Annotated in this window: 26 protein-coding genes; 14 read left to right on the forward strand and 12 right to left on the reverse strand. The window is 58.1% G+C overall.

From position 1 onward, the window contains the following. Positions 1–173: 173 nt before the first annotated feature. Complete coding sequence (locus tag ACTG4M_RS11155) at positions 174–1,286, forward strand: calcium-binding protein (RefSeq protein ID WP_439123735.1); 1,113 nt, start codon at positions 174–176, stop codon at positions 1,284–1,286. Between the two features lie 98 nt (positions 1,287–1,384). Further along, positions 1,385–1,858 (forward strand): hypothetical protein, encoded by a 474-nt coding sequence (locus tag ACTG4M_RS11160; protein ID WP_439123736.1) that lies wholly within the window; start codon positions 1,385–1,387, stop codon positions 1,856–1,858. Between the two features lie 82 nt (positions 1,859–1,940). Here the strand turns inward: ACTG4M_RS11160 and ACTG4M_RS11165 are convergent, their stop codons facing one another. The 3 genes from ACTG4M_RS11165 to ccmI are packed head-to-tail and all read right to left on the reverse strand — an operon-like array spanning position 1,941 to position 3,896. Continuing rightward, on the reverse strand, positions 1,941–2,171 hold the full coding sequence (locus ACTG4M_RS11165) for a DUF1289 domain-containing protein (protein ID WP_439123737.1): 231 nt from the start codon (positions 2,169–2,171) through the stop codon (positions 1,941–1,943). Positions 2,172–2,185: 14 nt separating this feature from the next. Beyond that, positions 2,186–2,662 (reverse strand): Holliday junction resolvase RuvX, encoded by a 477-nt coding sequence (ruvX, locus tag ACTG4M_RS11170; protein ID WP_439123738.1) that lies wholly within the window; start codon positions 2,660–2,662, stop codon positions 2,186–2,188. 4 nt (positions 2,663–2,666) lie between these two features. Further along, positions 2,667–3,896 (reverse strand): c-type cytochrome biogenesis protein CcmI, encoded by a 1,230-nt coding sequence (ccmI, locus tag ACTG4M_RS11175; RefSeq protein WP_439123739.1) that lies wholly within the window; start codon positions 3,894–3,896, stop codon positions 2,667–2,669. Positions 3,897–4,081: 185 nt separating this feature from the next. Between ccmI and ACTG4M_RS11180 the strand changes: the two genes are divergently transcribed. Next, complete coding sequence (locus tag ACTG4M_RS11180) at positions 4,082–5,326, forward strand: sarcosine oxidase subunit beta family protein (RefSeq protein ID WP_439123740.1); 1,245 nt, start codon at positions 4,082–4,084, stop codon at positions 5,324–5,326. A gap of 8 nt (positions 5,327–5,334) precedes the next feature. Here ACTG4M_RS11180 and ACTG4M_RS11185 read toward each other — a convergent pair whose 3' ends face one another. Next, entirely contained in the window at positions 5,335–5,499 is a 165-nt protein-coding gene (locus ACTG4M_RS11185) for a hypothetical protein (RefSeq protein ID WP_439123741.1), read from the reverse strand. 50 nt (positions 5,500–5,549) lie between these two features. Here ACTG4M_RS11185 and ACTG4M_RS11190 point away from each other — a divergent pair, with 50 nt between their 5' ends. The 6 genes from ACTG4M_RS11190 (at position 5,550) to rarD (ending at position 12,038) form a co-directional block, all read left to right on the forward strand. Beyond that, positions 5,550–5,879 (forward strand): sarcosine oxidase subunit delta, encoded by a 330-nt coding sequence (locus ACTG4M_RS11190; protein WP_439123742.1) that lies wholly within the window; start codon positions 5,550–5,552, stop codon positions 5,877–5,879. A 68-nt stretch (positions 5,880–5,947) separates the two neighbouring features. Next, on the forward strand, positions 5,948–8,965 hold the full coding sequence (locus ACTG4M_RS11195) for a sarcosine oxidase subunit alpha family protein (RefSeq protein WP_439123743.1): 3,018 nt from the start codon (positions 5,948–5,950) through the stop codon (positions 8,963–8,965). Next, the gene (locus ACTG4M_RS11200; protein ID WP_439123744.1) at positions 8,958–9,530 is read left to right on the forward strand and encodes a sarcosine oxidase subunit gamma; all 573 of its coding nucleotides are present in this window, start codon (positions 8,958–8,960) and stop codon (positions 9,528–9,530) included. The genes ACTG4M_RS11195 and ACTG4M_RS11200 overlap by 8 nt, the downstream gene beginning before the upstream one ends. Positions 9,531–9,651: 121 nt before the next feature. Beyond that, positions 9,652–10,260, forward strand: a complete 609-nt coding sequence (locus ACTG4M_RS11205; protein ID WP_439123745.1) for a superoxide dismutase — start codon at positions 9,652–9,654, stop codon at positions 10,258–10,260. Between the two features lie 70 nt (positions 10,261–10,330). Continuing rightward, positions 10,331–10,978 carry a glutathione S-transferase family protein gene (locus tag ACTG4M_RS11210; RefSeq protein ID WP_439123746.1) on the forward strand — a complete coding sequence of 216 codons (648 nt, stop codon included), beginning with the start codon at positions 10,331–10,333 and terminating at the stop codon, positions 10,976–10,978. Positions 10,979–11,087: 109 nt separating this feature from the next. Further along, positions 11,088–12,038 (forward strand): EamA family transporter RarD, encoded by a 951-nt coding sequence (rarD, locus tag ACTG4M_RS11215; RefSeq protein WP_439123747.1) that lies wholly within the window; start codon positions 11,088–11,090, stop codon positions 12,036–12,038. Here rarD and ACTG4M_RS11220 read toward each other — a convergent pair. Further along, the gene (locus ACTG4M_RS11220; RefSeq protein ID WP_439123748.1) at positions 11,945–12,496 is read right to left on the reverse strand and encodes a TIGR00730 family Rossman fold protein; all 552 of its coding nucleotides are present in this window, start codon (positions 12,494–12,496) and stop codon (positions 11,945–11,947) included. The two genes, rarD and ACTG4M_RS11220, sit on opposite strands and share 94 nt — an antisense overlap. Before the next feature lie 112 nt (positions 12,497–12,608). Here ACTG4M_RS11220 and ACTG4M_RS11225 point away from each other — a divergent pair, with 112 nt between their 5' ends. Both ACTG4M_RS11225 and ACTG4M_RS11230 read left to right on the forward strand, forming a co-directional pair. Next, positions 12,609–14,069 carry a LysM peptidoglycan-binding domain-containing protein gene (locus tag ACTG4M_RS11225; protein WP_439123749.1) on the forward strand — a complete coding sequence of 487 codons (1,461 nt, stop codon included), beginning with the start codon at positions 12,609–12,611 and terminating at the stop codon, positions 14,067–14,069. Between the two features lie 167 nt (positions 14,070–14,236). Next, the gene (locus ACTG4M_RS11230) at positions 14,237–14,821 is read left to right on the forward strand and encodes an HNH endonuclease (RefSeq protein WP_439123750.1); all 585 of its coding nucleotides are present in this window, start codon (positions 14,237–14,239) and stop codon (positions 14,819–14,821) included. A 115-nt stretch (positions 14,822–14,936) separates the two neighbouring features. Here the strand turns inward: ACTG4M_RS11230 and ACTG4M_RS11235 are convergent, their stop codons facing one another. The 3 genes from ACTG4M_RS11235 to edd all read right to left on the reverse strand — a co-directional run bounded on the left by ACTG4M_RS11235 (position 14,937) and on the right by edd (position 19,079). Further along, positions 14,937–16,358 carry a methyl-accepting chemotaxis protein gene (locus ACTG4M_RS11235; RefSeq protein ID WP_439123751.1) on the reverse strand — a complete coding sequence of 474 codons (1,422 nt, stop codon included), beginning with the start codon at positions 16,356–16,358 and terminating at the stop codon, positions 14,937–14,939. A 222-nt stretch (positions 16,359–16,580) separates the two neighbouring features. Then, complete coding sequence (gene eda / locus ACTG4M_RS11240; protein WP_439123752.1) at positions 16,581–17,225, reverse strand: bifunctional 4-hydroxy-2-oxoglutarate aldolase/2-dehydro-3-deoxy-phosphogluconate aldolase; 645 nt, start codon at positions 17,223–17,225, stop codon at positions 16,581–16,583. A 42-nt stretch (positions 17,226–17,267) separates the two neighbouring features. Then, positions 17,268–19,079: a phosphogluconate dehydratase gene (gene edd / locus ACTG4M_RS11245; RefSeq protein WP_439123753.1), complete on the reverse strand. Its 1,812-nt coding sequence runs from the start codon at positions 19,077–19,079 to the stop codon at positions 17,268–17,270. A gap of 208 nt (positions 19,080–19,287) precedes the next feature. On the opposite strand from edd, the gene ACTG4M_RS11250 reads away from it, so the two are divergent. From ACTG4M_RS11250 to ACTG4M_RS11260, 3 genes are read left to right on the forward strand one after another with little or no spacing between them, the layout of a single operon-like run. Then, entirely contained in the window at positions 19,288–19,923 is a 636-nt protein-coding gene (locus ACTG4M_RS11250; protein ID WP_439123754.1) for a DUF6778 family protein, read from the forward strand. A 51-nt stretch (positions 19,924–19,974) separates the two neighbouring features. Continuing rightward, positions 19,975–21,171 (forward strand): RSP_2647 family RNA methyltransferase, encoded by a 1,197-nt coding sequence (locus tag ACTG4M_RS11255; protein ID WP_439123755.1) that lies wholly within the window; start codon positions 19,975–19,977, stop codon positions 21,169–21,171. Next, positions 21,168–21,716, forward strand: coding sequence for an RSP_2648 family PIN domain-containing protein (locus tag ACTG4M_RS11260; protein ID WP_439123756.1), 549 nt, complete (start codon positions 21,168–21,170; stop codon positions 21,714–21,716). Before ACTG4M_RS11255 ends, ACTG4M_RS11260 begins: the two co-directional genes overlap by 4 nt. Positions 21,717–21,795: 79 nt before the next feature. Here ACTG4M_RS11260 and ACTG4M_RS11265 read toward each other — a convergent pair whose 3' ends face one another. From ACTG4M_RS11265 to ACTG4M_RS11280, 4 genes are all read right to left on the reverse strand, one after another. Further along, positions 21,796–22,989 carry a peptidoglycan DD-metalloendopeptidase family protein gene (locus ACTG4M_RS11265; RefSeq protein ID WP_439123757.1) on the reverse strand — a complete coding sequence of 398 codons (1,194 nt, stop codon included), beginning with the start codon at positions 22,987–22,989 and terminating at the stop codon, positions 21,796–21,798. A 60-nt stretch (positions 22,990–23,049) separates the two neighbouring features. Next, positions 23,050–23,691: a protein-L-isoaspartate(D-aspartate) O-methyltransferase gene (locus ACTG4M_RS11270; protein ID WP_439123758.1), complete on the reverse strand. Its 642-nt coding sequence runs from the start codon at positions 23,689–23,691 to the stop codon at positions 23,050–23,052. Then, positions 23,691–24,476 carry a 5'/3'-nucleotidase SurE gene (gene surE, locus ACTG4M_RS11275; RefSeq protein WP_439123759.1) on the reverse strand — a complete coding sequence of 262 codons (786 nt, stop codon included), beginning with the start codon at positions 24,474–24,476 and terminating at the stop codon, positions 23,691–23,693. The genes ACTG4M_RS11270 and surE overlap by 1 nt, the downstream gene beginning before the upstream one ends. A gap of 129 nt (positions 24,477–24,605) precedes the next feature. Beyond that, entirely contained in the window at positions 24,606–25,262 is a 657-nt protein-coding gene (locus ACTG4M_RS11280) for an SDR family NAD(P)-dependent oxidoreductase (RefSeq protein WP_439123760.1), read from the reverse strand. Between the last annotated feature and the right edge of the window lie 35 nt (positions 25,263–25,297).

Raw genomic sequence — 25,297 nt, forward strand, 5'->3', positions numbered from 1 at the left:
ACATTCAATATAGCCGCTTGCGACAATCAGGACAGCGGCTCTGGCATTGTCTCTGATTGTCTTACAATTCCTTTAAAATTGTCGATTTCATTATGGGGCGATGCTCCGCAAGGCGTACGTTTAACGCCAATCGGTAATCTTGGGATTAACGTCAAATGGAATATGCAGCACTAATGGCTCTCACGCTTTTGGGAATCACGGCAGGTTTGTTCGTGGATTCCAGCGATGATGACGACGATACAGATACAGGCGACACCGCTGACGGTGGCGGACAAGACGACGGGACCGACACTGACGACGGGTCCGATACTGGCGAGGACATCGTCATCGATGACGACACCGGTGACGGTACTGACGTTGACACGGATGGAATCGTAACATCCGAAGGTGTGGTGTTTGGCACAGATGGTGGCGACAGCATTACAGCCACCGCCGGTGCGGAAACCATCGTCGGCGGCGAAGGTGACGATGTGATCACTGGCAATGGCTCTGCGAACATACTTGACGGGCAGGGAGGCAATGACACCGTGTTCGGCGACGAAGGCGACGATCAGGTGTTCGGCAGCGAAGGCAACGATTCACTCGAAGGTAATTCGGGCGACGACCTTGTCGCATGCGGCGCAGGCAATGACACCGTTGCTGGCGATCTCGGCAATGACTCGATCTTTGGTGACGACGGAAACGACCTGATGAACGGTCAGGAAGGCGATGACCAGCTTGTCGGCGGTACTGGCGACGACACCATGTTTGGTGGATTTGGCGACGACACCGTGTTCGGTAACGATGGCGATGACAGCATTCTGGATGGGGACGGTGACGATTCCCTGAATGGTGGTGAAGGGGCTGACACGCTAGATGGCGGCGCTGGCAACGACCAGCTGTTCGGGATTTGGGATGGCGACGATGACGACCTGGTCAACGCACGTGATCTGGACGATCCTGACATGCTTCTTGGCGGCGAGGGCTTTGACGAGATCCAAATGGGCAGCGGCGACGTTGCATTCGGTGAAGAAGGCGCTGATATCTTCTACACCGGCACATGGGTTGATCCTGACAATGCACCTGAGATCATGGACCTTGAAGAGGACGAGGTGATCATCCTGTCAGTTCCGCAAGGGACATCTGCCGGCACATCGCTTTCGCTTGAGACAGATGATCTGAGCGGTGACACCTTGGTGCAAGCCAATGGCCAGACCGTGGTCGTGGTATCTGCCGGAGCAGCTCCGATATCACTTGACCAAATCATCATTGTGGAAAGCGCCAGCATCGTACAAACCGCTGCCTAACACTAAGGAATGATGCCCGCGCCGGAAATGTGATTTCTGATTGGCGCGGGAACATGTTAACCAAGCCGCATAGTAAGCGGTATCTAAAGGGAAAAGACATGAGACTTGCCCTATTGTTAATGATCGCGTTGATCGCGGCACCAGTAGATGCGCGGAATGCCCCGCCAGAGGCTCCGACATACGAAAAACCAACGTTCGAGCCCCCAACGCCGGAACCTCCGACGCCGGATCCGCCTCCGCCTCCGCCGGAACGGCCGGAGACCCCGGATGAGCCGCGTGAGCCTCGTGAAGTGAGGACGGTGCCGAAGCCTGCGCCGGTGTCATGCCCGAAGGTCAAGTGCTTTACGGATGCGAATGGCAATCGCCGGGCAAAATTCACCGCGGATGTTCAACCAGATATGTACTATCTCGGTCGCAACTTCTGCGCGACAGCGCCCAAGGATATGGAGGTGACAGCCTGCTGTCTCGCCAAGCCAAACGGCAAGTATCAGATCTTGTACAACGTCAAGGTCAGCAAGAAGGCGCATTGGAAGGCCAAACAGTTCTGCACTTGTGTGCTGGAACTGGATTGAGCGAACCAAATTATTGAAATTTAAAAACCGGAGCCATCGGCTTCGGTTTTTTACCATTTGGTCAAATTTTCAAGAGCGGAGTTTACCGGAGCAAACGCGCCGCGCGTCCGCCTTTGCGTTTCGTCAATTGACTGGCGCGCGATGGCAGCTCTGCCATGATTTCGCGGCGGGCGTCAGGAGATAGTTTCGACCATGCCCCGATTTCGTCGATCGTGCGCAGGCATCCGGTGCACAAACGGCTTTCGGGATGCACGACGCAAATCTTTACACAGGGGCTTTCGATTTCGTCGCGGCTCCAGACGTCGTCTTTCATGGCTGCGCGCTCCTTCATGATCCGGCCTCTATGTGACGCAAACGATCCAGCGCCCCTTGTAGGATATAGCTCGCCGCAACGTGGTCGATCACCTCTGCGCGACGTTTTCGCGTCGTATCCGCCTCAAGCAGTGCTCTTTCTGCCGCAACCGTGGAAAGGCGTTCGTCCCAAAACCCGATGGGTCTGTCCCACAAGGCTGCGAAATTCCGGGCAAACGCGCGGGTGGACTGACAGCGAGGGCCTTCGGACCCATCCATGTTGCGCGGCAATCCCAGCACCAAACCGGCAATGTCTCGCTTGGCGAGGATCGACAAAAGCGCCTCGGCATCCAAACCGAATTTCCGCCGCTTTATCGTCTCAAGCGGTGTCGCAACGCTGCGCAAACCGTCTGACACTGCAACCCCAATTGTTTTGGTGCCCAGGTCCAGCCCTGCAATTGCGCGTGCCGCGGGCAGGTTGGCTGCGAATTCAGAGATGTCGTCGTAGATCACGGGCTTACAAAACCAACCCGGCAGCACGGGCCCCTTCGCGCACCACGTCGAGTGCGTCGGGGTTATCGGCAAAAACCTCTTGCGCGTTGTTCCAGATTGCGATGGCTTGGGCCTCGTCACCCAAAACCGCCAATGATGAAATCAGCCGCGCCCATTCCTCGGGGGTGCCGCCTTCGGTGGCCAATCGGTCGGACAAACGCGCAACCATACCGCGGATCATGTCTTGCCGCTCTTCGGGGCTCATCTCACCCGCCGCATCGACATCCCCGGCACTTGGCCCGGGCATGCCAGCCAAACGTGGCACCTGATAATCGGCAACACCCGCGCGAAAGGCCATTTCCTCGATCTGTGCCATGATCGGCGGTAACCATGCGGCGTCGGCTGGGCTTTGCCGCAACAGCCGATCCCAAAGCCGGAACGCGACATCAGGCCGACCTGTCTGAGCCATCATCAGACCCATGTAGTACTGGCCCACACCATTCTGCGGATCGCGCGTCAAAGCGGCTTCAAGCACGCGCTCGGCCTCGGGCGACACATAGCCGCCAGCCGCCAGCACCATCATATCGGCCAGATCGGCGTAATCCTTGCCTGTGGCGTCATCGCCCTTGATCGACAAAACCTGCTGCTGGGCTGCGTAAGCTTTAGTATAGTTGCCCATTGCTGCTTCGGAGCGCGCCAGCAGGATATGTCCCTGAAGATCACCTGGGCGTTCGGCCACAGCGCCGCGAAGACGTTGAACAAGTGCCGCGTATTCTTCCTGAATTTCGGTGTCGTCCGTCGCGGGCAGTTGCGCTTCTGCTTCTTCCTGAGTGGGGCGGTTCTCGCGTGCCATCTCGGCCATCTCAAGTCGTTGTGCCAAGCCCAGATCGCCATAGCCCGGTGCGCCGATTTGCGCGTAAATCCAATAGCTTCCGCCGACAACAAAAGCCGCGATAAAGGCCCCTGTCACAAGACCCAGAACCCTGGGTTGCGCTCCGGCTGTGCCGGTTGACTGTATCTTGGCATCCGCGGTCAAAATTCGGCGCGAGATTTCAGTGCGAAGCCGCTCTGCATCTTCTTCCGAGATCACGCCGCGTTGCAGATCCCGATCCACTTCGGTCAACTGATCACGATATACCTGAACATCGAACGCCTCTGCTGGCCCGGTATGTCGCTGACCGCGGATCAAGGCCAACACCAACAGGGCTGCCATCGCGATGGCCAGAACAACGGTCACGATCCAGAAAGACGTCATCTTGCGCAAAATCCACTAGTTGTTTCGTAGCCATGTATAGTCGCAAGCCGCTTGAAAAAAGGGCAAAACCCCGTGACAAAGCGCCATGTCGCAAAATCACGGTAAAAGGGCGCTGTGAGTATCCGCATGTCGCCCCATTCGGTCCACATATCCCCCAGATCACCCCAAGCTTCGAGTCGCGCCCTATGAAACGCTATTCCGCCTTTGCTGTTGCCCGCGAAGCCCTTCGGTATCAGACCGGATGGGAACGCGCATGGCGCAAGCCCGAGCCAAAAAAGAAATACGATGTCGTTATCGTTGGGGCAGGCGGGCATGGCCTTGCGACCGCGTATTATCTTGGTAAGAATTTTGGCATTACCAATGTCGCGGTTATCGAAAAGGGCTGGCTGGGTGGCGGCAACACAGGCCGCAACACAACCATCATCCGGTCGAACTATCTGCAGGATCCCTCGGCGGCGATCTACGAAAAGGCGCGTTCGCTCTACGAGACGCTGAGCCAGGATCTGAATTACAACATCATGTTCTCGCCTCGTGGCGTCATGATGCTCGCCCAGACCGAACACGAAGTGCGTGGTTACCGGCGCACGGCGCACGCCAACAAACTGCAAGGGGTAGAGACCCAATTCATCGGCCCCGCCCGCGTGAAAGAGCTGTGCCCGATCATCGAACTCAAGGGTCCACGCTACCCTGTGCTTGGCGCGCTTTGGCAGGCCCGTGGCGGCACCGCGCGCCATGACGCCGTCGCTTGGGGCTATGCCCGTGCTTGTTCCGACATGGGCATGGACATCATCCAGCAATGCGAAGTCACCGCTGTGCGCCAAGAGGGTGGCAAGGTGCAGGGCGTCACCACCACCAAGGGCGAGATTGACTGCGACAAGCTGGGTATCGTCGTTGCCGGGCACTCCGGCGTTCTGGCCGAAATGGCGGGCTTCCGTCTGCCCATCGAATCCGTGGCCCTTCAGGCGCTGGTGTCAGAGCCGATCAAGCCCTGCATGGATGTGGTCGTCATGGCCAACACCGTACACGGCTACATGTCGCAATCCGACAAGGGTGAAATGGTCATCGGCGGCGGTGCTGACGGCTACAACAACTACACCCAACGCGGGTCCTTCCACCATGTTGAGGAAACCGTCCGCGCATTGGTTGAGACCTTCCCGATGATCTCGCGCCTCAAGATGCTGCGCTGGTGGGGCGGCATCGTCGACATGACCGGCGACCGCTCGCCCATCCTGTCGAAAACGCCGCTCGACGGCTGCTTCATCAACTGCGGCTGGGGCACCGGCGGCTTCAAGGCGATCCCCGGTTCCGGCTGGGGCATGGCCGAGCTGATCGCCAAGGGGTATTCACCGCTGACCGCCGAGTTCGGCCTTAACCGCTTCCGCGAAGGTCGGTTCATCGATGAGAGCGTTGCTGCGGGGGTGGCGCACTGATGAACACCCTAGTGCCACCAATCGCCCGGCCGATGCGATCCGCCAGCACCTATGTTGCCTTTGTCATGAGGCTGTTGTCGCGATCCACGTCGGATCATCCAAATCGCCAGCACAATCAGAATTGCCAGTGGGGCAATCTGAATAATCGGCGTGAAATCGAAATTCTGCTCCACGACCAACAGCCTAGTCTGTGGTTGGGCTGCGTGTCAAAAGAACCAAGTCTATGCTCCTGATAACCTGCCCCTATTGCGGCGTGGCCGCTGAAGAAACCGAACTGCATGGTGGAGGCGAGGCGCATCTGACACGCTTCGGCCCCGACTCCAGCGATGACGATTTCACCGGCTACCTGTTCCACCGCGAAAACCCCAAGGGGGTGCATTTCGAACGCTGGCGGCATGTGAACGGCTGCGGTAAGTGGTTCCATGCGGCGCGCTGCACAAACACGCTTGAAGTGTTCGGCACCTACAGCGCCCAGACGACGGAACCGCCGAAAGAGCTTCTCGACACCATCCGCGCCAAGCGCCCCGGTTTCCAATGGAGGGACATCGCGTGATCCTTCATCTTGCCAAAAAAACTCCCGCCGGAGGCTCCGACACCTCCGCCAGCGCCAAGGTCTGACTTATGAGCACCCGCGTTCAAACCCAAGGCCGCCTGATCAACCGCAACCGGCCTGTATCCTTCAAGTTCAACGGCACGCTCCTGAACGGTTATCAGGGCGACACGCTCGCCTCCGCGCTTCTGGCCAATGACCAGATGCTGATGGGGCGCAGCTTTAAATATCATCGTCCGCGCGGCGTTGTTGCGTCGGGCTCAGAAGAGCCCAATGCGCTGGTGGGATTGGGCGAGGGTGATCGGTTCGAACCGAACCAACGCGCCACCACGACCGAGATTTTCCACGGCCTGACTGCAAGCAGCCAGAACCACTGGCCGTCCCTGAATTATGATGTGGGCATCGTCAACAACACCTTGTCGCGCTTCCTGAGCGCCGGGTTCTACTACAAGATGTTCATTCATCCACGTCCGTTCTGGAAACATATCTACGAGCCATTCATCCGCCATTCCGCAGGTCTGGGCAAAGCCCCTGATGCAGAAGCGCGCGATGCCGACCGTTATGAGCATTTCTATGCCTTCACAGACTTGCTGGTGATCGGCGGCGGCGTTGCGGGTCTGCAATCCGCGCTGACAGCCGCGCGTACTGGGGCTAAGGTTCTGCTGCTGGAACAGAACGCCCATTTGGGTGGCCGTGCCCCTGTTGACGGTGGCACCGTCGACGGGATGCACCCCGACGCTTGGGTGGCGCAGGCCCGCGCTGAACTCGACGCACTGCCAAACGTTCAAATCCGTACGCGGACGATGGGTGCAGGCGTCTATGACCATGGCTATGTCCTTGGTTACGAACGCCTGATCGATCACGCACCCGAGGTCAAAGGCCCACGTCACCGCTTGTGGCGCATCCGCGCGGCACAGATCATCACTGCCACCGGCGCGATCGAACGCCCCTTGTCCTTTGCGGGCAACGACATTCCCGGCGTCATGCTGGCGTCCGCCGTGCGCGACTACCTCGTGAACTATGGCGTTAGCCCCGGCGACCGGACGGTGGTGGTCACCAACAACGACGACGCCTACCGCACCGCCATTGCGCTGGTGCAGGCCGGTCTCAAGGTGCCCGCGATCCTCGACGCCCGTCCCGAAGGTGGCGGTGCGCTGATGAAAGACGCCGAAGCGCTCGGCATTCGCGTCGAAACTGGCGCGGCAGCGGTCAAGGTCAAAGGGGCGAAACGTGTGCATTCCGTCTGTCGTGGCGTGCAAGCGGGCGAAGGCGAAGTGCTCGAAGAGATATTCTGCGATGCCGTCGCCATGTCTGGCGGCTGGTCCCCGGTGGTGCACCTTTGGTCCCATTGCGGTGGCAAGCTTAATTGGGACGCCTCGCAAGCCGCCTTTCGTCCGGATCATTCCCGCGCACCGATTGGCCATGACGGCAATCCTTTCGTGATCACCGCCGGGGCTGCTGATGGCGAGATGCACTTGAACGATGTTCTGCAAAACGCTGCTAAAGCTGGCGAAACGGCTGCCGCGCGAACTGGTGCTGCAAAGCGTGACAGCGTTGCGTCCAGGGGCGAAGCGCCGGATGAAGCGCCGCTTGTACCTGTGTGGATGATGCCGCAGGGCGCAAAGAAAGAGCTTCGTATGAAAGCGTGGCTCGACTACCAGAACGACGTAAAAGTGTCTGACGTGCAACTTGCCGCACAGGAAGGTTTTGAATCTGTCGAACACACAAAGCGTTATACAACGCTTGGTATGGCAACAGACCAGGGAAAATTAAGCAACATCAACGGCCTCGCAACCCTTGCGAATGCGTTGAATGCAGACATCCCACAGGTCGGCACCACCACGTTCCGCCCGCCATACACCCCGATTTCTATGGGTGCGATTGCAGGCGAAGCGCGTGGTGACATCTTCCAGCCGATCCGCAAAACTCCCATGCACGATTGGCACGAGACCAACGGTGCACATTGGGAACCGGTCGGCCACTGGCGCCGTCCTTATGCCTTCCCCAAAACGGGCGAAAGCGTGAATGACGCGGTCCACCGCGAAGTGCTGGCCACCCGCAACAGCCTTGGCCTTTTAGACGCGTCGACTTTGGGAAAGATCATCGTCAAGGGGCCTGACGCAGGCAAATTCCTCGACATGCTCTACACCAACATGATGAGCACACTAAAGCCGGGGCGCTGCCGCTACGGCTTGATGTGCACAGAAAACGGCTTTTTGACCGATGACGGCGTGGTTGCGCGCATAGACGAAGACACGTTTCTGTGCCACACCACCACCGGTGGCGCTGATCGTATCCATGCCCATATGGAGGAATGGTTACAGACGGAATGGTGGGACTGGAACGTCTGGACCGTTAACGCAACCGAACAATTCGCCCAGGTCGGCGTGGTCGGCCCGAACGCCCGCAAGGTATTGGAAAAGCTGGGTGGCATGGATGTCAGCCAGGACGCGTTGTCCTTCATGGGCTGGGCCGATGGTGAATTAGCAGGGTTCCCGGTGCGGGTCTATCGCATCTCATTCTCGGGCGAACTCAGCTATGAAATCGCTGTGCCAGCCAATTTAGGCCGTGCTTTCTGGGACAAGCTGGTTGATGCCGGTCAGGAGTGGGACATTACCCCCTACGGCACCGAGGCGTTGCACATCATGCGGGCCGAAAAGGGCTTTATCATGATCGGTGATGAAACCGACGGCACGGTAATTCCGCAAGACCTTGGCCTTGACTGGGCGATATCCAAGAAGAAAGAAGATTATATTGGCAAGCGTGCGCAGCAGCGGACGCATATGACTGACCCCAAGCGGTGGAAATTGGTCGGGCTTGAAACTTTGGGTGGGTCGACGTTGCCTGATGGTGCTTACGCGATTGCTGAAGGTATGAATGAAAACGGCCAAGCGAACACGCAAGGACGGGTGACTTCGACCTATCACAGCCCGACCTTGGGCAAGGGTATTGCAATGGGTCTTGTGCTCAATGGCCCCGATCGCATGGGCGAGGTGATCGAATTTACCTCGGGAACCGAGGGAACGGTAAAAGCAAAAATCGTGAATGCGGTCTTCTTTGATCCGGACGGGGAGAAGCAGAATGTCTGACGTGCAACTGGCGCTGGGTGGCGCATCCTTTGACGGTTTGGTTCAGGTCAAAGAGCTCGCCGGGCAGGGTATGATCACCTTGCGCGGAGACCTGACAAGAAAAGACATCGTCAAAGCGGTTAATGATGTTTTTGGCGTGACCCTTCCGGACAGCCGCGAAACCGCGTTCGACGGCGAAAACGGCGCATTGTGGATGTCGCCCGATGAGGCAATGCTACTTTGTCCCTATGATAAGGCGCAGCAAAAGGCGGACGCGCTTTCGGCAAAACTGCAGGGTGCGCATGCGCTGGTGGTCAATGTCTCTGACGCTCGGGCGGTGTTCCAATTGCAAGGCATGATGCTGCGCGAGGTGATTGCCAAGCTGGCCCCGGTGGACATGGCAACCGACGCGTTCACGCCGGGTATGGTGCGCCGGACCCGCATGGCGCAGGTGGCTGCTGCGTTCTGGATGGACGATGCCAACACCGCGCGCATCGTCTGCTTCCGTTCAGTTGCAGCCTATATGTTCGGTCTTCTATGTACATCTGCAGATGATGCCTCAGCGGTGAACCATTTTACTCGCTGACGCGTTATCTAGCCAACAGGCGGGATAAATCCCTGTTTGGTGCATGGGCGGGCTTGACCTTGCCGGTGCACCGCATCACGTATGCCTGTGTAATTTGACGCACCAACGAGGGGACACCACCATGGCTTTTGAACTTCCTGATCTGCCCTACGCCCACGACGCGCTGGCCAGCAAAGGCATGTCCAAAGAGACACTCGAGTACCACCACGACCTGCACCACAAAGCTTATGTTGATAACGGCAACAAGCTGATCGCTGGCACCGAATGGGACGGCAAGTCGATGGAAGATATCATTAAGGGAACATACGACGCGAATGCGGTCGCCCAGAATGGCATCTTCAACAACATCAGCCAACTTTGGAACCACAACCAGTTCTGGGAGATGATGGGTCCTGGTGAAAACAAGATGCCGGGCGAGCTTGAGGCGCGGATCACTGACGCCTTCGGGTCGTTCGACGCTTTCAAAGAACAGTTCAGCGCAGCAGGCGCGGGCCAGTTCGGTTCTGGCTGGGCATGGCTTGTCGTTGACACCGACGGCACGCTCAAGGTTACCAAGACCGAGAACGGCGTGAACCCGGTCTGCTTTGACCAAACAGCGCTCTTGGGTTGCGACGTGTGGGAGCACTCATACTACATCGATTTCCGCAACAAGCGTCCTGCGTATTTGGCGAATTTCCTCGACAATCTGGTCAACTGGGAAAACGTGGCCGAGCGTCTTTCGAACGCCTGATCCGTTACCATACGATTTTGGAAAGCCCTGCCAATTGGTGGGGCTTTTCTTGTTTTAGGGAGGGTTACACATGTTGCGGGTCTACACCTCGGATCACTCGCTGTACTGCGCCAAGCTACGTATCTTGTTGCGGCACAAGGGATTGCCCTTCCAAGCCGTGCCGCCGCCCGGTGGGGGTGGGTCGTCAGAGTATCTGTCGCTCGTACCGTCCGGCAATATACCGGCGCTGCTGGATGGCGACCTGATTTTGACCGATAGCGAAGCAATTGCGGAATACCTTGAGGAAAAGCACCCGGAAAGGCCGATGCTTCCGGACGATCTGATTGGCCGGGCGCTATCACGCGAACGGTCTCGTTTTGCTGACACGCGTTTGGAGCCTGCCTTGCGCCTGACGTTTCCGCACGTGGACCCAAGCATCCGTGACCGGGGCGCGATCAATACGGCACACCGTATGATTGCGCTGCGCATCAACGCGCTTGGTGTGATGCTGGAACGGTCTGCACTGTCCCGTGACCGTCTTTGGATGGGTGACCCCGGAACGATTGTGACGCTGGAATGGATCGCACTTTTCGAAGGCCCGGTGATCCCGGCGCTTGATTGGCCTGATGCGGTGACGACATATCGGCGTGATATGCTGCGACATGCGGCTGTACGTGAGGAGTTGTTGGCATACCGTCCGGAGATGCTCCGTTACATGGCTGAAAAGAAGGCCCTTTGAACCGGGCCGCATTTCTAGGTCGGAATCCACCGTTACCTTTGATGGCTTTGGCCATCATGCCCTTGCTGCGCGCGCGCGATCCCAGTACGGCAAGGACAAAGGAGCACGGATGACCGAAACCAAAAAAGGCGTATTCGCCCTGATAGCCGCCTGCACGATCTGGGGCCTGTCGCCGCTGTTCTATAAAGCGCTCAGCACAGTAATTCCGCACGAGGTTCTGGCGCACCGGACAGTGTGGTCTTTGGTGTTTTTCGGCTGCGTGCTGGGGATACAAGGGCGTCTGTCGACCCTCCGTGCTGCAGTGACTGATCCGGTATCGCGCAAAGTGATTGCCGCTGCAGCGCTCTTGATCTCGGTAAACTGGTTTTTGTTTATCTGGTCTATTCAGGCTGGTCGCGCGACCGAAGCGTCGATGGGTTACTATATTTTCCCGCTGGTCGCAGTCTTGTTGGGACGTATTGTTCTGAGCGAACGTCTGAGCCGCACCCAATGGGTTGCGATTTCTTTGGCAGCCATCGGGGTTTTGTCGCTTACCATTGGACTGCATATCGTTCCGTGGATCTCATTGGTGCTGGCCACGACCTTTGGCCTTTATGGTTTGATCAAAAAACGCCTCGATCTTGGGCCGGTGGTCTCGGTTTCAGCCGAGGTTCTGATCCTGTGCCCAATTGCACTTGGCTGGCTTACCTATATCCATCTAGGCCCGGGGGGAGCATTTGGACGCGACTGGGTGGAATCCGCCTTGTTGATTGCGTCTGGTCCGGTGACCGCGTTGCCATTGATCCTCTTTTCCTACGGTGCGCGCCGTCTGACCATGTCGACGGTCGGGATTGTGCAATACATCAATCCGACCCTGCAATTCCTGTGCGCGGTGGTAATCTTCAGCGAACCATTCGGCGTGGTTCACATGATTGCGTTCGCACTGATCTGGACCGCGCTCGCCGTCTATTCGAGCAGCGCCTATTCTCAGGACAAGGCGCGACGCAGGGCGGTGATCGTGTCCGAGGTCGAAGCTGCAGTCTCGACAAAGCCCAGTAGTGACTCATCGGCAAAGCCCTGATCAACCACGTGGTTCAAAAGTGCGGTCAATGGCGCCCAATAGTCATCAACGCTCAGCAGGACAATTGGTTTTCCGTGGAGACCAAGCTGCCGCCATGTCAACACCTCGAAGAACTCGTCCAGTGATCCGGCCCCACCGGGCAAGACCACGATGGCATCTGCGTTCATCACCATGACCTTTTTGCGCTCGTGCATGGTTTCTGTGATGATGAATCGGGTCAGGTCGGTCTTGCCGACCTCAAGATCCATCAAATGCGTCGGGATCACGCCGAACGTGTCGCCGCCGGCGTTTTGTGCAGCCCGCGCTGTCGTTCCCATTAGCCCGACATCACCCGCACCGTAGACCAGACGCCAGCCTTCTCTCGCGATTGCGGTCCCAAGGGCGTCTGCGGCTTCGGTGTACGCGGGGTTTTGGCCGGGACGTGAGCCGCAATAGACACAGATGGATTTCGAGATCATGAGCGGCGTCCTTGACAAGGGGGCTGAAGTTGCCTCGTGATACCTGCGTTGATAGACACGCTCAACTGCGGGGATGACATATCGTCATTCTGTCTCGAACACTTGGGGTACAATGAGCAAATTCGCTTTTGCAAACGGCATGTCCGGGCTTGTTCTCGGGGGAGCCGCTGCTGCGGGTGCGGTGGTTTTGGCAATCTATGCCAGCGGATCATTGTTTCCGGTAAACGACGCACAGCAAGAAGCAGACGTGCTTGCCGTGACGCCAGAGGTGGCGGAACCAGTTCCTGAACCACCTGCATCACAGGCGGCTGTCCCAGTAGTGCCGCAAGACGAACCTGATGCCGCCCCCGCGGTTTCCGAAGAAAACGTCGCCGAACCTCAGGCGAATGAAGACACCTCTGAAGAACGCGGGGAGACCCCGGAAACCCCAGTGCCTGTCGCACCGGCTTTTGACGTGGTGCGCGTGGCTCCAGACGGTCAAACGCTTGTTGCCGGTCGGGCACCGGGGGCACGGGACGTCATGATCCTTGTGGATGGGACAGAGGCCGGTCGTGCCGAGGTGGATGGCGCGGGCAAATTCGTGGCGTTCCTCGATTTGCCAGCCAGCGATGCACCGCGCGTGGTGAGCCTGATGGCAGATGGCCCGATGGGTCAGATCGAAAGCGATGATCAGGTTATCCTGGCTCCGGTCGCGCGTGTGGCTGAGGCGCCTGAACCTGTGGCAGAAGCCGTTGCTGCACCCGACTTGGACGCCACAGAGCAGATTGCTGCGCTCCCTGAGGACGAACCGGAAACGCCTTTGGTCACGGTGGACACAGAGGTTGCGGACGTCATGGCCGGAACTAAGCCGGACAACGTGGACACAAAAGAGGCAGACCTAGACGCACCGGCGCCTGCCGTTCAGGTCCAAGCGCCGGACATCCAAACCGCGACGACCTCAGAGGCCACAGTCCCAGAATTGCCAGTCCAGCCAAATCCTGTGACAGCACCAGACGTTGCGACCACGTTGGCCGTGGCGCCCGAGGCGCCCTCGGCACCAGCTGTGATCCTGTCTACAGAAGAGGGCGTTAACGTGCTCCAACCTGTGAGCAACACGCCAGAAATCCTTGATCAGATCGCGCTTGATGCGATCACCTACGAAGATTTGGGCGCGGTTGCCCTTTCGGGGCGCGGCACAGCCGACGAATTCGTCCGCGTCTACCTTGATAACGAGCCGATCCTGACGACTGAAATTGGTGTCGACGGCCAATGGCGAGCCGAATTACCAGAAGTGGATACAGGTACCTATACGCTTCGTGTTGATGCCGTGGACGCCTCTGGTGACGTCACATCGCGTGTCGAAAGCCCATTCCGTCGTGAAGACCCAGTGGTTCTTTCACAAGCGGCCGACCGAAGCGAAGGGCCATCCGTGGTCCGGGTTGTGACCGTTCAACCGGGCAACACGCTTTGGGCTATTGCGCGGGACCGTTACGGCGAAGGGCCGTCCTACGTGAAACTGTTCGAAGCCAACCGCGACCGTATTCGGGATCCTGACCTGATATACCCCGGGCAAGTGTTTTCGATTCCTGATTGACTGGCGTGTCACGTCCCTGTGATTTTCCAAGGTTATCTCTGCGACACCACCGTATATTGCGGGGGTTGCCCGCTGGCGTCCGCGATATATAGTAGTACACATAGATTGGGGCGGGGCTCCCGTCCTGACGCTGAAACAGGCAGACAGGGCAGGAGACGAGTCCCCCGATGGATGGTAATTTCAGAACAGCTTTTGTGCGTGAACCGGGTGCGTTGCGACATCATCCGGCACTGGTGCTGAACGCGGATTATAGGCCTTTGTCCTATTATCCGTTGTCGCTTTGGCCTTGGCAGGACGCGGTCAAAGCGGCGTTTCTCGACAGGGTGGATATCGTTGCTGAATATGACGAAGTGGTCCGCAGCCCGTCGATGACGCTCCGAATACCGAGCGTCGTGGTGTTGAAAGATTACGTAAAACCGCAAAAGCGCGTGGCCTTCACGCGCTTTAATCTTTTCTTGAGGGATGAATTCCACTGCCAGTATTGTGGGGCGAAAGGTGAATTGACCTTTGACCACGTGGTACCGCGTGCCTCGGGGGGGATCACGTCTTGGGAAAATGTCGTTGCCGCCTGCGCGCCGTGTAACCTGCGCAAAGGGTCGAAAAGTCTGCGGCAAGCAGGGCTTTCGTTGCGCAAACCACCACGGCAACCTGGGGCACAGGAATTGCTGAATATGGGCCGCAAGTTCCCCCCCAATCATCTGCACGACAGTTGGATGGATTTTCTGTATTGGGATGCTGAACTAGAGGCCTAATTGCGCAGCTGGATCATCTTTGAAGCAGGCTGCACTGGTTAGATTGCAATTTGGGGCCACCGAGTGGGCCCCAAACTTTGTGTGCCATTTTTTTAAGCGATACATGCGCCGAGTGTTAAGAAACTCGGCGGTTTTCAAACCGATAGCCCATGTCGAGGATGCGCCCATCGTTTTCGGGTGTGATTTTGAACAGCGCCAGATTGTCGAGCAAGCCCTGCGCGCGTTTGCTGACGGCTTCTGTCGCCGCCGAGCTTTCGCTGCTAAGGTTGGCGTTTGACCGGGTTGCGGCGTCCAGTTCACCGATACGATCATTGATTGTGCCGACCGAGCCCGCTTGTGAACGGATTTGGTCTGCAATTTCTGCGATTTGCCTTTCGATATTTGACACGATGTCCACACTTTCCGTAAGCGCCTCGCTGCTTTTTGTGACCTGTCGCTCGCCATCTTCGGTGTGCCGCTTCGCCGACTCCAGCACTTCTCGGATCGACGCCGCCAGACTCGATGCGGATTGCGCGAGGTTTCGCACTTCACCTGCGACAACGGCAAAACCACGCCCGGCATCCCCAGCCCGCGCGGCCTCGATGCTTGCATTAAGGGACAGCAGGTTGGTCTGCATTGCGATCGAGTCGATCTTGTCGAGTGCCGAATGGATTTCCTTGAATGCGAATGAAATGTTACCCATTACCTCTTCGGTGTCAGACATGCTTTTCTTGGTGGCTTCCATCATTTGGTTTGCGGTGCCAGCGTTTTCGGTTGCCGTCTGAGCGCTTCGATCCGTTTCGGACAAAACCTGAGAGAAATCAGCTACAATCTTTCCAACCTCATCCAAAGTCGTCGCCTGATCCTGGCTGCGCGCTGCCAATTGGCCTGCGCCGCATGCCAGTTCGTCGATTTTGCCGCTCAGATCGCGGACAGTTGAATCGATCCCGCCTACGGTTTGTGAGAGCGCGCTGACGGCGACGTTGTAGTCGTCTTTGGCCTGAGTGATCTTTTCAGGAACATCATTGCCGATCCGATGGCTCAGATCCTGGACCGCCAGCGCGCGAAGGGCTTGTGACAGGGCGTTTTGAGCTTGTTCATCCTCTGCTGCTGCACGTACGAAAAATTCATTCATTGCGACGGTGGCATCTGCGAACACAGACTGCACCCACGAATTCGCAAGTTCTGCGATATGTTCGCGATCCTCGCCCATCTCGCCCGGAGCATTGGCGACGATTGCCTTGACCATTTCACCGGCATAGGTGCCGTATCCCTTGAGATAGACGGCAAAATTGACCTGGGATGCGATGTTGCGGGCGATTTGTTCCTGCTCTTTGAAATACGCCGCATCAAACCGGCCAACTGTTATCGCATCGAATTTACGGCTTTCGATCTGAAAAAGATCTTCCGGAAATTCCGTCATTGTGGGATCGACATGCTTATAAGCTGTGAGCAGTACGTCACGTAGATGCGGCGCCCCGACATCCCGGACTTGTTTGCCAAGTTCTGCCTTGGATTTTGGCCATGCTGTAATAACGTCGCGCATTTGATTGTTCATGGGTCCCACCATTTTTGTAGCTGCTAATGTTGGAACGGCGCTTTTCAGAAAAATGTTATCGTTTTTGAGCAGAAAAATGAGACGGATGGTAAAAAATTATTTTTTAAATCCAATGAGTTGCGCTGGATAGATGCGGAGCACCTCACATCCACGCGCCAAGCCACAATTTGACGCGCGTTTCGGTGCTTCGTTCAACGATTTTTTGAAACGACCGGCGTTCCGTTATCTGGGTAGCTGCGATGCCTCACGGGCCAGTTCTTCGATGGCCTTCCAATCACCTTTTGTCACAAGGTCTTTCGGTGCCACCCAGCTTCCACCAGCGCAAAGCACGTTGGACAGGCCAAGATACTGCGGCGCATTCCTGAGCGACACGCCGCCAGTCGGGCAAAACCGAACCTGTGGGATCGGTGCGCCGATGGCCTTAAGGGCAGGGGCACCGCCATTGGCTTCGGCAGGGAAGAATTTCTGAACAGTGTATCCGCGCTCCAGTAATGCCATCGCTTCGGATGCGGTCGCAGCACCGGGCAAAAGTGGCAGGTCTGCCGCCTCGCATGCATCCAGCAGCCGGTCAGTTGCGCCCGGCGACACACCAAAACGTGCCCCAGCATCAACAGCGTCTTGCACATCGCTTGGGGTCAGCAGGGTGCCTGCACCAACGACGCCACCTTCGACCCTGGCCATTTCACGGATCACGTCCAGCGCGGCATCCGTGCGCAATGTCACTTCGAGAACTGGCAAGCCCCCAGCGACCAACGCCTCGGCCAATGGGCGCGCGACGCTGGCATCGTCAACCACCAAGACCGGAATGATCGGTGCGAGACGGCACAGTTTTTCGCTTTCGACACTGGCTTGCAAGGGCGTAATCATATGTATTCTCTGTTAATTGCGGGGTGTTTTTAAAGTGATGCGTCAAACAACGACGCCAGCGCCATGTTCTGCAAGGCCGACATTCGCACGGAATGCCGCAAATAGTTCACGGCCCACGCCGTGACCGTTGCCGCTCAGGTCTGCAGTCGCAGGCGCGCGTTGATCGAAGTCCTCGGCGAGGCAGTCAATCGACCCAGTCACCGCATCGACGCGTACAAGATCGCCGTCACGCACTCGCGATAACGGCCCGCCAAGTGCTGCTTCGGGCGATACGTGAATTGCCGATGGCACCTTGCCCGACGCGCCTGACATACGGCCATCGGTGACCAAAGCAACCTTGAAGCCGCGATCCTGAAGAACCGCCAGCGTAGGTGTCAGACTGTGTAGTTCGGGCATTCCATTCGAGCTTGGACCTTGGAAGCGGACGACAACTACGGTGTCTTCGGTGAATTCGCCGTTCTTGAAGGCCACCTTCACGTCTTCCTGATCATGGAACACGCGCGCCTTGGCTTCGATTACATGACGCTCAACGGCCACGGCAGAGGTTTTCATCATCCCTTTGCCCAGATTGCCCTCAAGTTGCTTGAGGCCTCCTGTCGATTGGAATGGATCACTCGCAGGGCGTAGGATCTTGTCATTCTGCGTCTCACCCGCGCCGGGGGCATAGACGACCCGTCCATCTGTAATCTTGGGTTCCTGCGCATAAATGTGAAGCCCATCTCCCGCGACGGTTTTGACGTCTTCGTGCAGCAAGCCATGTTTGAGCAATTCGCCAATCATATAACCCAGACCGCCTGCCGCGTGGAAATGGTTCACGTCTGCCAGCCCGTTCGGATAAACCTTGGCCATCAACGGCGTGACCGACGACACCTCTTCAAAATCCTCAAGCCGCAGCTCCACACCGGCTGCACGTGCCATCGCTGGCAGATGCAGGACAAGGTTGGTCGATCCACCGGTGGCCATGAGGCCGACAATGCCGTTTATAAACGCTTTTTCATCCAGCACGTCGCACACCGGGCGATAGTCATTGCCCAGCTGCGTGATCTCTAGCGCGCGTTCGGTGCCTGCCACGGTCAGCGCCTCGCGCAATGGGGTGCCCGGATTGACAAAAGACGCGCCGGGCAGATGCAGGCCCATGAACTCCATAAGCATCTGGTTGCTATTGGCTGTGCCATAGAACGTGCAGGTGCCGGGCGAATGATACGATGCCATTTCAGCCTTCATGAGCTCATCGCGGCCAACTTCGCCAGCGGCGAATTTCTGCCGGACCTTGGCCTTTTCGTCATTCGGCAAGCCTGAGGGCATTGGCCCCGCAGGCAGGAAGATACCTGGCAGATAGCCAAACGTGCCCGCCGCGATCACAAGGCCGGGCACGATCTTGTCGCAAACACCAAGGTAAAGTGCGGAATCGAATGTGTTGTGGCTAAGAGCAACGCCCGCCGCAAGCGCGATCACATCCCGCGAGAAAAGCGACAACTCCATCCCGACCTGGCCTTGGGTAACACCGTCACACATCGCCGGTACGCCGCCCGCGACCTGTGCCGTCCCACCAGCAGCACGCGCAGCGTTCCGGATGATATCGGGGTAGGTTTCAAAAGGTTGGTGGGCTGAGAGCATATCATTATACGCTGTAACGATCCCGATATTAGGGGCGCGTTCCGTGGCCAGTTTGCTTTGATCCTGACCCATTGCTGCATAGGCGTGGGCCTGATTGCCGCAGCTCAAATGCGCACGACGGGGGCCTTCGGCGGCGGCTTGCCGCATCCGGTCCATATACTGCCCGCGGGACGCTTCAGAGCGTTCCTGAACACGGTCCGTCACCCGTTTGATGGTATCGTTCAGGGAATGTGCCATGATGCCTCCGCGCAAGATTAGCCGTTGGGTTATCGCTCAATTAGTCAGGTTAGCGCTAACAGTAAAGCCCTATTTCCCAAACCTCAGCGGCTTTCAGCCAGTGGCATTTGCCCCAAATTGTACGGTTTTTGCCGTGATGAGGTCCATTTGTAAGGTCACTCTACGATTGAGGACAACGAGCAAACGCCCCGCAAAAGGAGGCTTTACCATGTACAATTTATTCAAAGCTGTGATCGCAATCGGTCTGGCCCTTTCTCTGACAGCCTGCGGATCGATGCCAACGGCCAGCAGATCGGCCATGCCAGATGACACCATGCTGGGTTTTTCCGCACCAGACGTTCGCATCGAAAGCTTCACCGTCACCGTGCCACGGTCGCTCAAGGTAAATGACCGTAACCTGTATTACCCGCTGGGCGACATTGTCTGGCGCGGAGAACCCCGTGGTGACCGTCACGCACAGGTTGAAGCAATCTTTGAACAGGGTCTGCGCAATGCCGCTCAAGCAGTTGCAGGACAGCGCGCAGTGCGTCTGGACGTTCAGGTGCTGCGCTTCCACTCTCTATCCGAAAAGGCACGCTACACGGTCGGCGGAGTACATGACATTGATTTCCGCTATCGCCTTGTGGATATGGCCACGGGCCAGCAGATCGGACCTGCGAAAGACGTGAATGCTGATCTGGACGGATTGGGTGGTGAAACCGCACTGGCTGCCGAGGCGCGCGGCGAGACGCAAAAGGCGCGGATCATTGGTCACCTGTCAAAGGTCTTTGTGGAAGAACTCACTATGCCGGGTGGTCATGTGAACTCCGAGCTTGGTCTCTTGCAAGCGATCAACAACATCTGAGTTGAAAAACCGGGCTTTCCCCTTTGGAGCGAGGGGCGTAAAGGGGGCGGTATGACATCGTCCCCTTTGCCCGTTATTCGCCTTTTGCCCAAAACCAAACCGCAAGCCATTCGGCGCGGCTATCCTTGGGTCTATGCCAACGAGGTCGTCACCGACCGCCGCACCCGTGCGATGTTGCCCGGAACGATTGCCGTGCTCGAAGACGCGGATCGCAGCCCCTTGGCATTGGTCGGGGTGAACCCGAATTCCAAGATCATCGGTCGTGTATTGGACGCTCCAGACGCAGCGCACCCGGATCAAGAGTGGTTCGCAACTCGGCTGCGCAAAGCACTGGCATTGCGCGAACGGCTGTTCCCGACACCCTATTACCGCCTGATCCACGCCGAAGCAGATGGGCTGCCCGGTGTGATCATTGACCGTTTCGGCGAGACGGCTGTCGTCCAACCCAATGCGGCTTGGGCGGACGCGCTTTTGCCCCAGATCACGGCAGCCTTGGCCGAGGTGACAGGCGTGACTACGATCCTCAAGAATGCAGGTGGCCGGGGGCGGTCTCTTGAAGGGCTGGACGATGTCGATGCTGTCTTGCTGGGCAACGCGCCAACTGCGCCGATCCCGGTCGAGATGAACGGCGCGACTTACATGGCTGACCTTATGGGCGGGCAGAAAACCGGGCTCTTCTTTGACCAAAGACCGAACCATGCCTTTGCTGCTCGGCTCGCGCAGGGCGCACGGGTGCTGGATGTGTTTTCCCATGTCGGTGGCTTTGGTCTGGCGGCTATGGCCAATGGCGCAGTCTCCGCGCATTGTGTCGATGGCTCTGACCCGGCGCTGGCACTGGCGATCCAAGGCGCAGGCCACATGGGAGCCGAGGGTCATCTGACAACCACCAAGGGCGATGCCTTTGATGTGCTCACCACACTTGGTGAGGAAAGCGCGCAATTCGAACTGGTGGTCTGTGATCCACCCGCGTTCGCACCTTCGAGCAAAGCCCGCGAAGCGGGATTGCGAGCCTACGAACGTATTGCGCGCCTTTCTGCGCCATTGGTGGCCGAGGATGGTTATCTGGTGCTGTGTTCCTGTTCTCATGCCGCAGACCTGTCGGCCTTTACAGGTGCGTGTTTGCGCGGGATCGGGCGCGCTGGACGCCGCGCGCAACTGATCCATACAGGGCAGGCCGGACCAGACCATCCGCTGCTGCCTCAATTGGCTGAATCAGGCTACCTTAAAGCGTTGTTTTTCCGACTGTGAAGGTACTGCTCGACACCTGTGTGCTGTATCCAACGGTGATGCGCGAGGTGTTGCTGGGGGTGGCTGATCAAGACTTGTTTGAACCGCTTTGGTCCGAGCGTATTCTTGGCGAATGGTCCCGCGCTGCAGCTAAGCTGGGACCACAGGGGCAGGTTCAGGCCGATGCCGAAATCGCAATGGTCAGCACGCATTGGCCCAAGGCCAAGGTTGCGCTGAAGCCGTCCTTGATGGACAGGCTTTGGTTGCCTGACGCCAATGATGTGCATGTGTTGGCGGCGGCCATCGCTGGGCATGCAGACGTGATCCTTACGGTGAATGCCAAGGATTTTCCGCGCAACATTCTGGCTGAAGAAGGCCTGTCGCGCGCGGATCCGGATGCTTTTTTGGTTGGGTTGTATGCGAGCTCGCCGGAAATGGTGACAAAGGCTGTCTCTCGGGTACACGACGAGGCGAGCCGTCTGTCAGATCGGCCATGGGACCTGCGCAAGTTGATGAAAAAGGCGCGTCTGCCGCGTTTGGGCAAAGCGTTGACCTCAACGGTCTAAGAGTATTCATACGAATAGTCGTAGACACGTTTCGAAATGATGAACGAGGGGCCAAGCGCCGGGTTTTAAAGGCAGACCTTCAACGCAGGTAATCCATCGGATCGACACTGTCGAACCCCTTGCGCACTTCGAAATGCACGCGGGCTGGTTCGAAATCTGCAACTTTGGCGATTGATTGTCCCCGGCTGACGGCATCGCCTTTGGCGACACTGATCCCGTCAACATGGGTGTAGACCGTCAGCAAGTTGTCAGGGTGCCGAATGACAAGGATGTTGATCCCATCGGTGTTACGCGTGATCGCTGCGACTTGTCCGCTTGCTGCTGCTTTGACCGACGTTCCAACCGAGGCACCGATGTCGATCCCGTCATTCCGGCCTTTGGAATATTCACGAATGATGTTGCCCTGCACGGGAAATGCCATTGCCGCATTCGATGCACTTGCCGCGGTTTGATTTCCAACATTGGCCACCGGTTTGGCGGCAGCGGCGGCCGTTGTTGCGGCGGCGGCTGGGGCAGGGGTTACCTCAGGCAGAGGCTGAGACGATGATGGCGGCTGCGGCGTCGGTGATCCTGTGCCCGGAGGCGGCGGAGTGTCTTCACGCTGGGGCGGTGCCTGAGACGCCACCGGGATCAGCAGGAACTGTCCTTCGCGCAGGCTGAAACTGCTGTCGAGCCCGTTCCATTCCGCCAAGGACCGCACTGAAACATTGTATAGTCTGGAGATGGTAAAGGCCGTTTCGCCGCGTTTCACCTGGTGGCGGATCGGCTCTGTGCCGGTTTGTGGCGCGGCACGATCTGGTGCAGGCGTAGGTGAGGACCGGTCGATGGCATCGCTGGCCAACGTTGTGATATCCACGTCCGATGGCGGACGGATTGGCCCGGTGGTAACTGCACCCGTTGCCGGCGATGGCTCGGACACACGTCGGGGCAGGGCGATGATTTCGCCAGCGCGCAACGCGTCACCTGTTTGTACGCCATTGTAGCGCGCAAGCTCGTCGGCAGGCAAACCTACACGACCAGCGAGCGAGGCCAGCGTGTCGCCGCGTTGGGCGACGGCCACTTGGTAATTCGGGTACGAGATCACACCGCGATTGTCTGGTTCAGGCCGGGGGGCAGCTGCGGCACGGGCTGCATCGGCGGTGTTGAACCCACCATTCATCAATCCACGCATGTCCAAATCCAAGGGCTCGGAACAGGCGGCCAACAGCGCCAGCAGCGAAAGGCTTGTGCCAACTCGAAAAACGGATCCGTGGGAAACTCTGCTTACAGCCATGTCGATATCCTCAAATGCGCCGGTTGTGTCCCGGTCGTCATGTCACTCATTATGCCCGCATTACCCGTCGCGGGCCACCCCTTCGACCAGCGGAACAAACCGCACCGGCCTCAATTCATCGTAATCCAGCCCGGTTTCGGTGCGCCGCACCCGGATCAGGTGTTGTACCGCGTCCGATTGACCAACCGGCAAGACCATGATCCCACCCACTTTGAGTTGCGCCAAAAGTGGCCCTGGCGGGTCTTCAGCGGCGGCAGTTACCAGAATACGGTCAAACGGGGCCTGATCGGGAAGGCCAAAACTGCCATCGGCGGTAAAGGCGGTCACATTGTTCAGGCCCAACTGATCAAACGCCTCGCGTGCCTCGCGGACAAGGCGCGGATGACGGTCGACCGTATAAACACGGCGTGCCAGCTGGCTTAGGATGGCGGCCTGATAACCCGACCCAGTGCCCACTTCGAGAACCGTGTCGCGTGGGCTGATTTCGAGCGCCTGTGTCATCAATCCCACCACCGATGGCTGGCTTATGGTCTGGCCACACGCGATGGGCAGCGGCATATCTTCATAGGCGCGTTCGGCGAAGTAGCCTTTGATAAAAGGTGCGCGGTCAACTTGCTCCATCGCGGTCAGCACAGCGGCGTTGGTCACGCCGCGCGACCGGATCGCATAAAGGAACTGCATCTTGAGTTCCGCGTCTTCCATCACTGAAAGGCGTCCCGCATCGCATCAAGTTGGTCTGTTGCCGTCAGATCTGCCCGCATCGGTGTGATGCTGATAAAACCCTTCAGGTTTTCCGATGCATCACTGCCGGGCGCTGTGGGTGCGCGCTGGTCGCCGCCCTTGATCCAAAGAAACCGACGGCCTGACGGCGAATTGTGTGGCTCTACAGAAAAGCGTGTGTCCTGCCGGATGCCCTGAGGTGTGATCCGCGTGCCCTGAACTGCATTGGCGGGCACGGGGGGGAAGTTGACGTTATAGAACAGCCGGTAACCGACCTGGTCTTTTGGATCATGGGCAAGAATTCGCCGGACAACCTCGGCCCCGTGCACGCGGGAGGCTTCGAACGGGTCGTCGGCCTCGACGTTGTCAGGGCCATAGTATTGCGACAGAGCAATCGCCGGGATGCCTTGAAGGGCAGCTTCCATCGCACCGCCAAGCGTTCCGGAATAAAGCGCGTTCTCTGCGGAATTGTTGCCGCGGTTGACACCGGACAAGACGAGATCGGGCGTAGTGCCGGACATGACGTCGTGCAGACCCGCAAGCACGCAGTCTGCTGGGCTGCCTTCGGCGGCAAACCGGCGTTCGCCCATTTGGCTTACCATCATCGGGTGAGTGTAGCTGATACAGTGACCAACACCGGACTGTTCGAAGGCAGGGGCCACCGTCCAGACCTCGCCGTTGGGTCCGGCGATGTCATGGGCGATTTCCAAAAGTACCTTGAGGCCCGGTGCGTTGATTCCGTCATCGTTGGTAATGAGTATGCGCATCTGCTCTGCCTTGCTTTTTTCCTGCATAGGCCAAGCACCGTCCTGCGGCAAGCATCCGCCGGTGTGAGTAGGGCCTGGAATTTGCGGTGAAGCAAAATCAAGGATGCGTTAACGCATCCGCCGCCCGGATCAATCGGAAAGGATTTCCGGCAACAGGCGCGCCGCTTCATCGGCAGGACGGGCCAAGACACTGCGGTCTTCGCCGGGAAAGAACCGGGCGCGCAGGTGGGTTGCCATTGGCTTAGGCGATAGCACCTTGACCTTTGGCCCGATCGACGCGGTTTCAGCCTGCCAAGACCGCGCAAGGTTGATCTGTGCCGCTTTGGTGGTGCCGTAATGGCCAAAGAACTTTTCGCCCGTATGTGTATCGTCAAAGAACACCGCACTGCCCTCGCGGCGCAGCAATGGCGCAATATAGGGCACGAGATGTGACATCGCGTCGAGGTTGATCGACACCGATTTCTTCCAGTCTTTCTGGTCAAGATGATCAACTGGCGACAAAGGTGCGGCGTGGATTGCTGTATGCACCCATAGCCCGATCTGGCCCCAGCGATCATGCACCGACCGGCACAGCTGCGCCATCGCATCGGCCTTGGTGATGTCCATCGGCGCCAGAGTTGCACTGCCGCCTTTGGATTGAACACGGTCGTCCAGCTCCTCTAGACCACCCACGGTGCGCGCCACGGCGACAATATGATGCGTGTCGGCCAATGCCTCTGCCAGCGCAAAGCCAAAACCGCGAGAGGCGCCTGTGACCAGCGCGAGGGGGCGAGATGTGTCAGTCATGACCTGTCACATGCCTTTTTGCCGCCCGGCCCGCA

The organism is Marivita sp. (assembly GCF_965656765.1).
Classification (GTDB): domain Bacteria; phylum Pseudomonadota; class Alphaproteobacteria; order Rhodobacterales; family Rhodobacteraceae; genus Marivita.

Coding starts and splice junctions, on each gene's coding strand:
- ACTG4M_RS11180 (WP_439123740.1), top strand. CDS start 4,082: ATGAAACGCTATTCCGCCTTTGCTGTTGCCCGCGAAGCCCTTCGGTAT.
- ACTG4M_RS11250 (WP_439123754.1), top strand. CDS start 19,288: ATGTACAATTTATTCAAAGCTGTGATCGCAATCGGTCTGGCCCTTTCT.
- ACTG4M_RS11255 (WP_439123755.1), top strand. CDS start 19,975: ATGACATCGTCCCCTTTGCCCGTTATTCGCCTTTTGCCCAAAACCAAA.
- ACTG4M_RS11270 (WP_439123758.1), bottom strand. CDS start 23,691: ATGGAAGACGCGGAACTCAAGATGCAGTTCCTTTATGCGATCCGGTCG.
- ACTG4M_RS11200 (WP_439123744.1), top strand. CDS start 8,958: ATGTCTGACGTGCAACTGGCGCTGGGTGGCGCATCCTTTGACGGTTTG.
- rarD (WP_439123747.1), top strand. CDS start 11,088: ATGACCGAAACCAAAAAAGGCGTATTCGCCCTGATAGCCGCCTGCACG.
- ACTG4M_RS11155 (WP_439123735.1), top strand. CDS start 174: ATGGCTCTCACGCTTTTGGGAATCACGGCAGGTTTGTTCGTGGATTCC.
- ACTG4M_RS11195 (WP_439123743.1), top strand. CDS start 5,948: ATGAGCACCCGCGTTCAAACCCAAGGCCGCCTGATCAACCGCAACCGG.
- ACTG4M_RS11280 (WP_439123760.1), bottom strand. CDS start 25,262: ATGACTGACACATCTCGCCCCCTCGCGCTGGTCACAGGCGCCTCTCGC.
- eda (WP_439123752.1), bottom strand. CDS start 17,225: ATGATTACGCCCTTGCAAGCCAGTGTCGAAAGCGAAAAACTGTGCCGT.
- ACTG4M_RS11225 (WP_439123749.1), top strand. CDS start 12,609: ATGAGCAAATTCGCTTTTGCAAACGGCATGTCCGGGCTTGTTCTCGGG.
- ACTG4M_RS11235 (WP_439123751.1), bottom strand. CDS start 16,358: ATGAACAATCAAATGCGCGACGTTATTACAGCATGGCCAAAATCCAAG.
- ACTG4M_RS11205 (WP_439123745.1), top strand. CDS start 9,652: ATGGCTTTTGAACTTCCTGATCTGCCCTACGCCCACGACGCGCTGGCC.
- surE (WP_439123759.1), bottom strand. CDS start 24,476: ATGCGCATACTCATTACCAACGATGACGGAATCAACGCACCGGGCCTC.
- ACTG4M_RS11230 (WP_439123750.1), top strand. CDS start 14,237: ATGGATGGTAATTTCAGAACAGCTTTTGTGCGTGAACCGGGTGCGTTG.
- ACTG4M_RS11190 (WP_439123742.1), top strand. CDS start 5,550: ATGCTCCTGATAACCTGCCCCTATTGCGGCGTGGCCGCTGAAGAAACC.
- ACTG4M_RS11220 (WP_439123748.1), bottom strand. CDS start 12,496: ATGATCTCGAAATCCATCTGTGTCTATTGCGGCTCACGTCCCGGCCAA.
- ACTG4M_RS11210 (WP_439123746.1), top strand. CDS start 10,331: ATGTTGCGGGTCTACACCTCGGATCACTCGCTGTACTGCGCCAAGCTA.
- ACTG4M_RS11265 (WP_439123757.1), bottom strand. CDS start 22,989: ATGGCTGTAAGCAGAGTTTCCCACGGATCCGTTTTTCGAGTTGGCACA.
- ccmI (WP_439123739.1), bottom strand. CDS start 3,896: ATGACGTCTTTCTGGATCGTGACCGTTGTTCTGGCCATCGCGATGGCA.
- edd (WP_439123753.1), bottom strand. CDS start 19,079: ATGGCACATTCCCTGAACGATACCATCAAACGGGTGACGGACCGTGTT.
- ACTG4M_RS11165 (WP_439123737.1), bottom strand. CDS start 2,171: ATGAAAGACGACGTCTGGAGCCGCGACGAAATCGAAAGCCCCTGTGTA.
- ACTG4M_RS11160 (WP_439123736.1), top strand. CDS start 1,385: ATGAGACTTGCCCTATTGTTAATGATCGCGTTGATCGCGGCACCAGTA.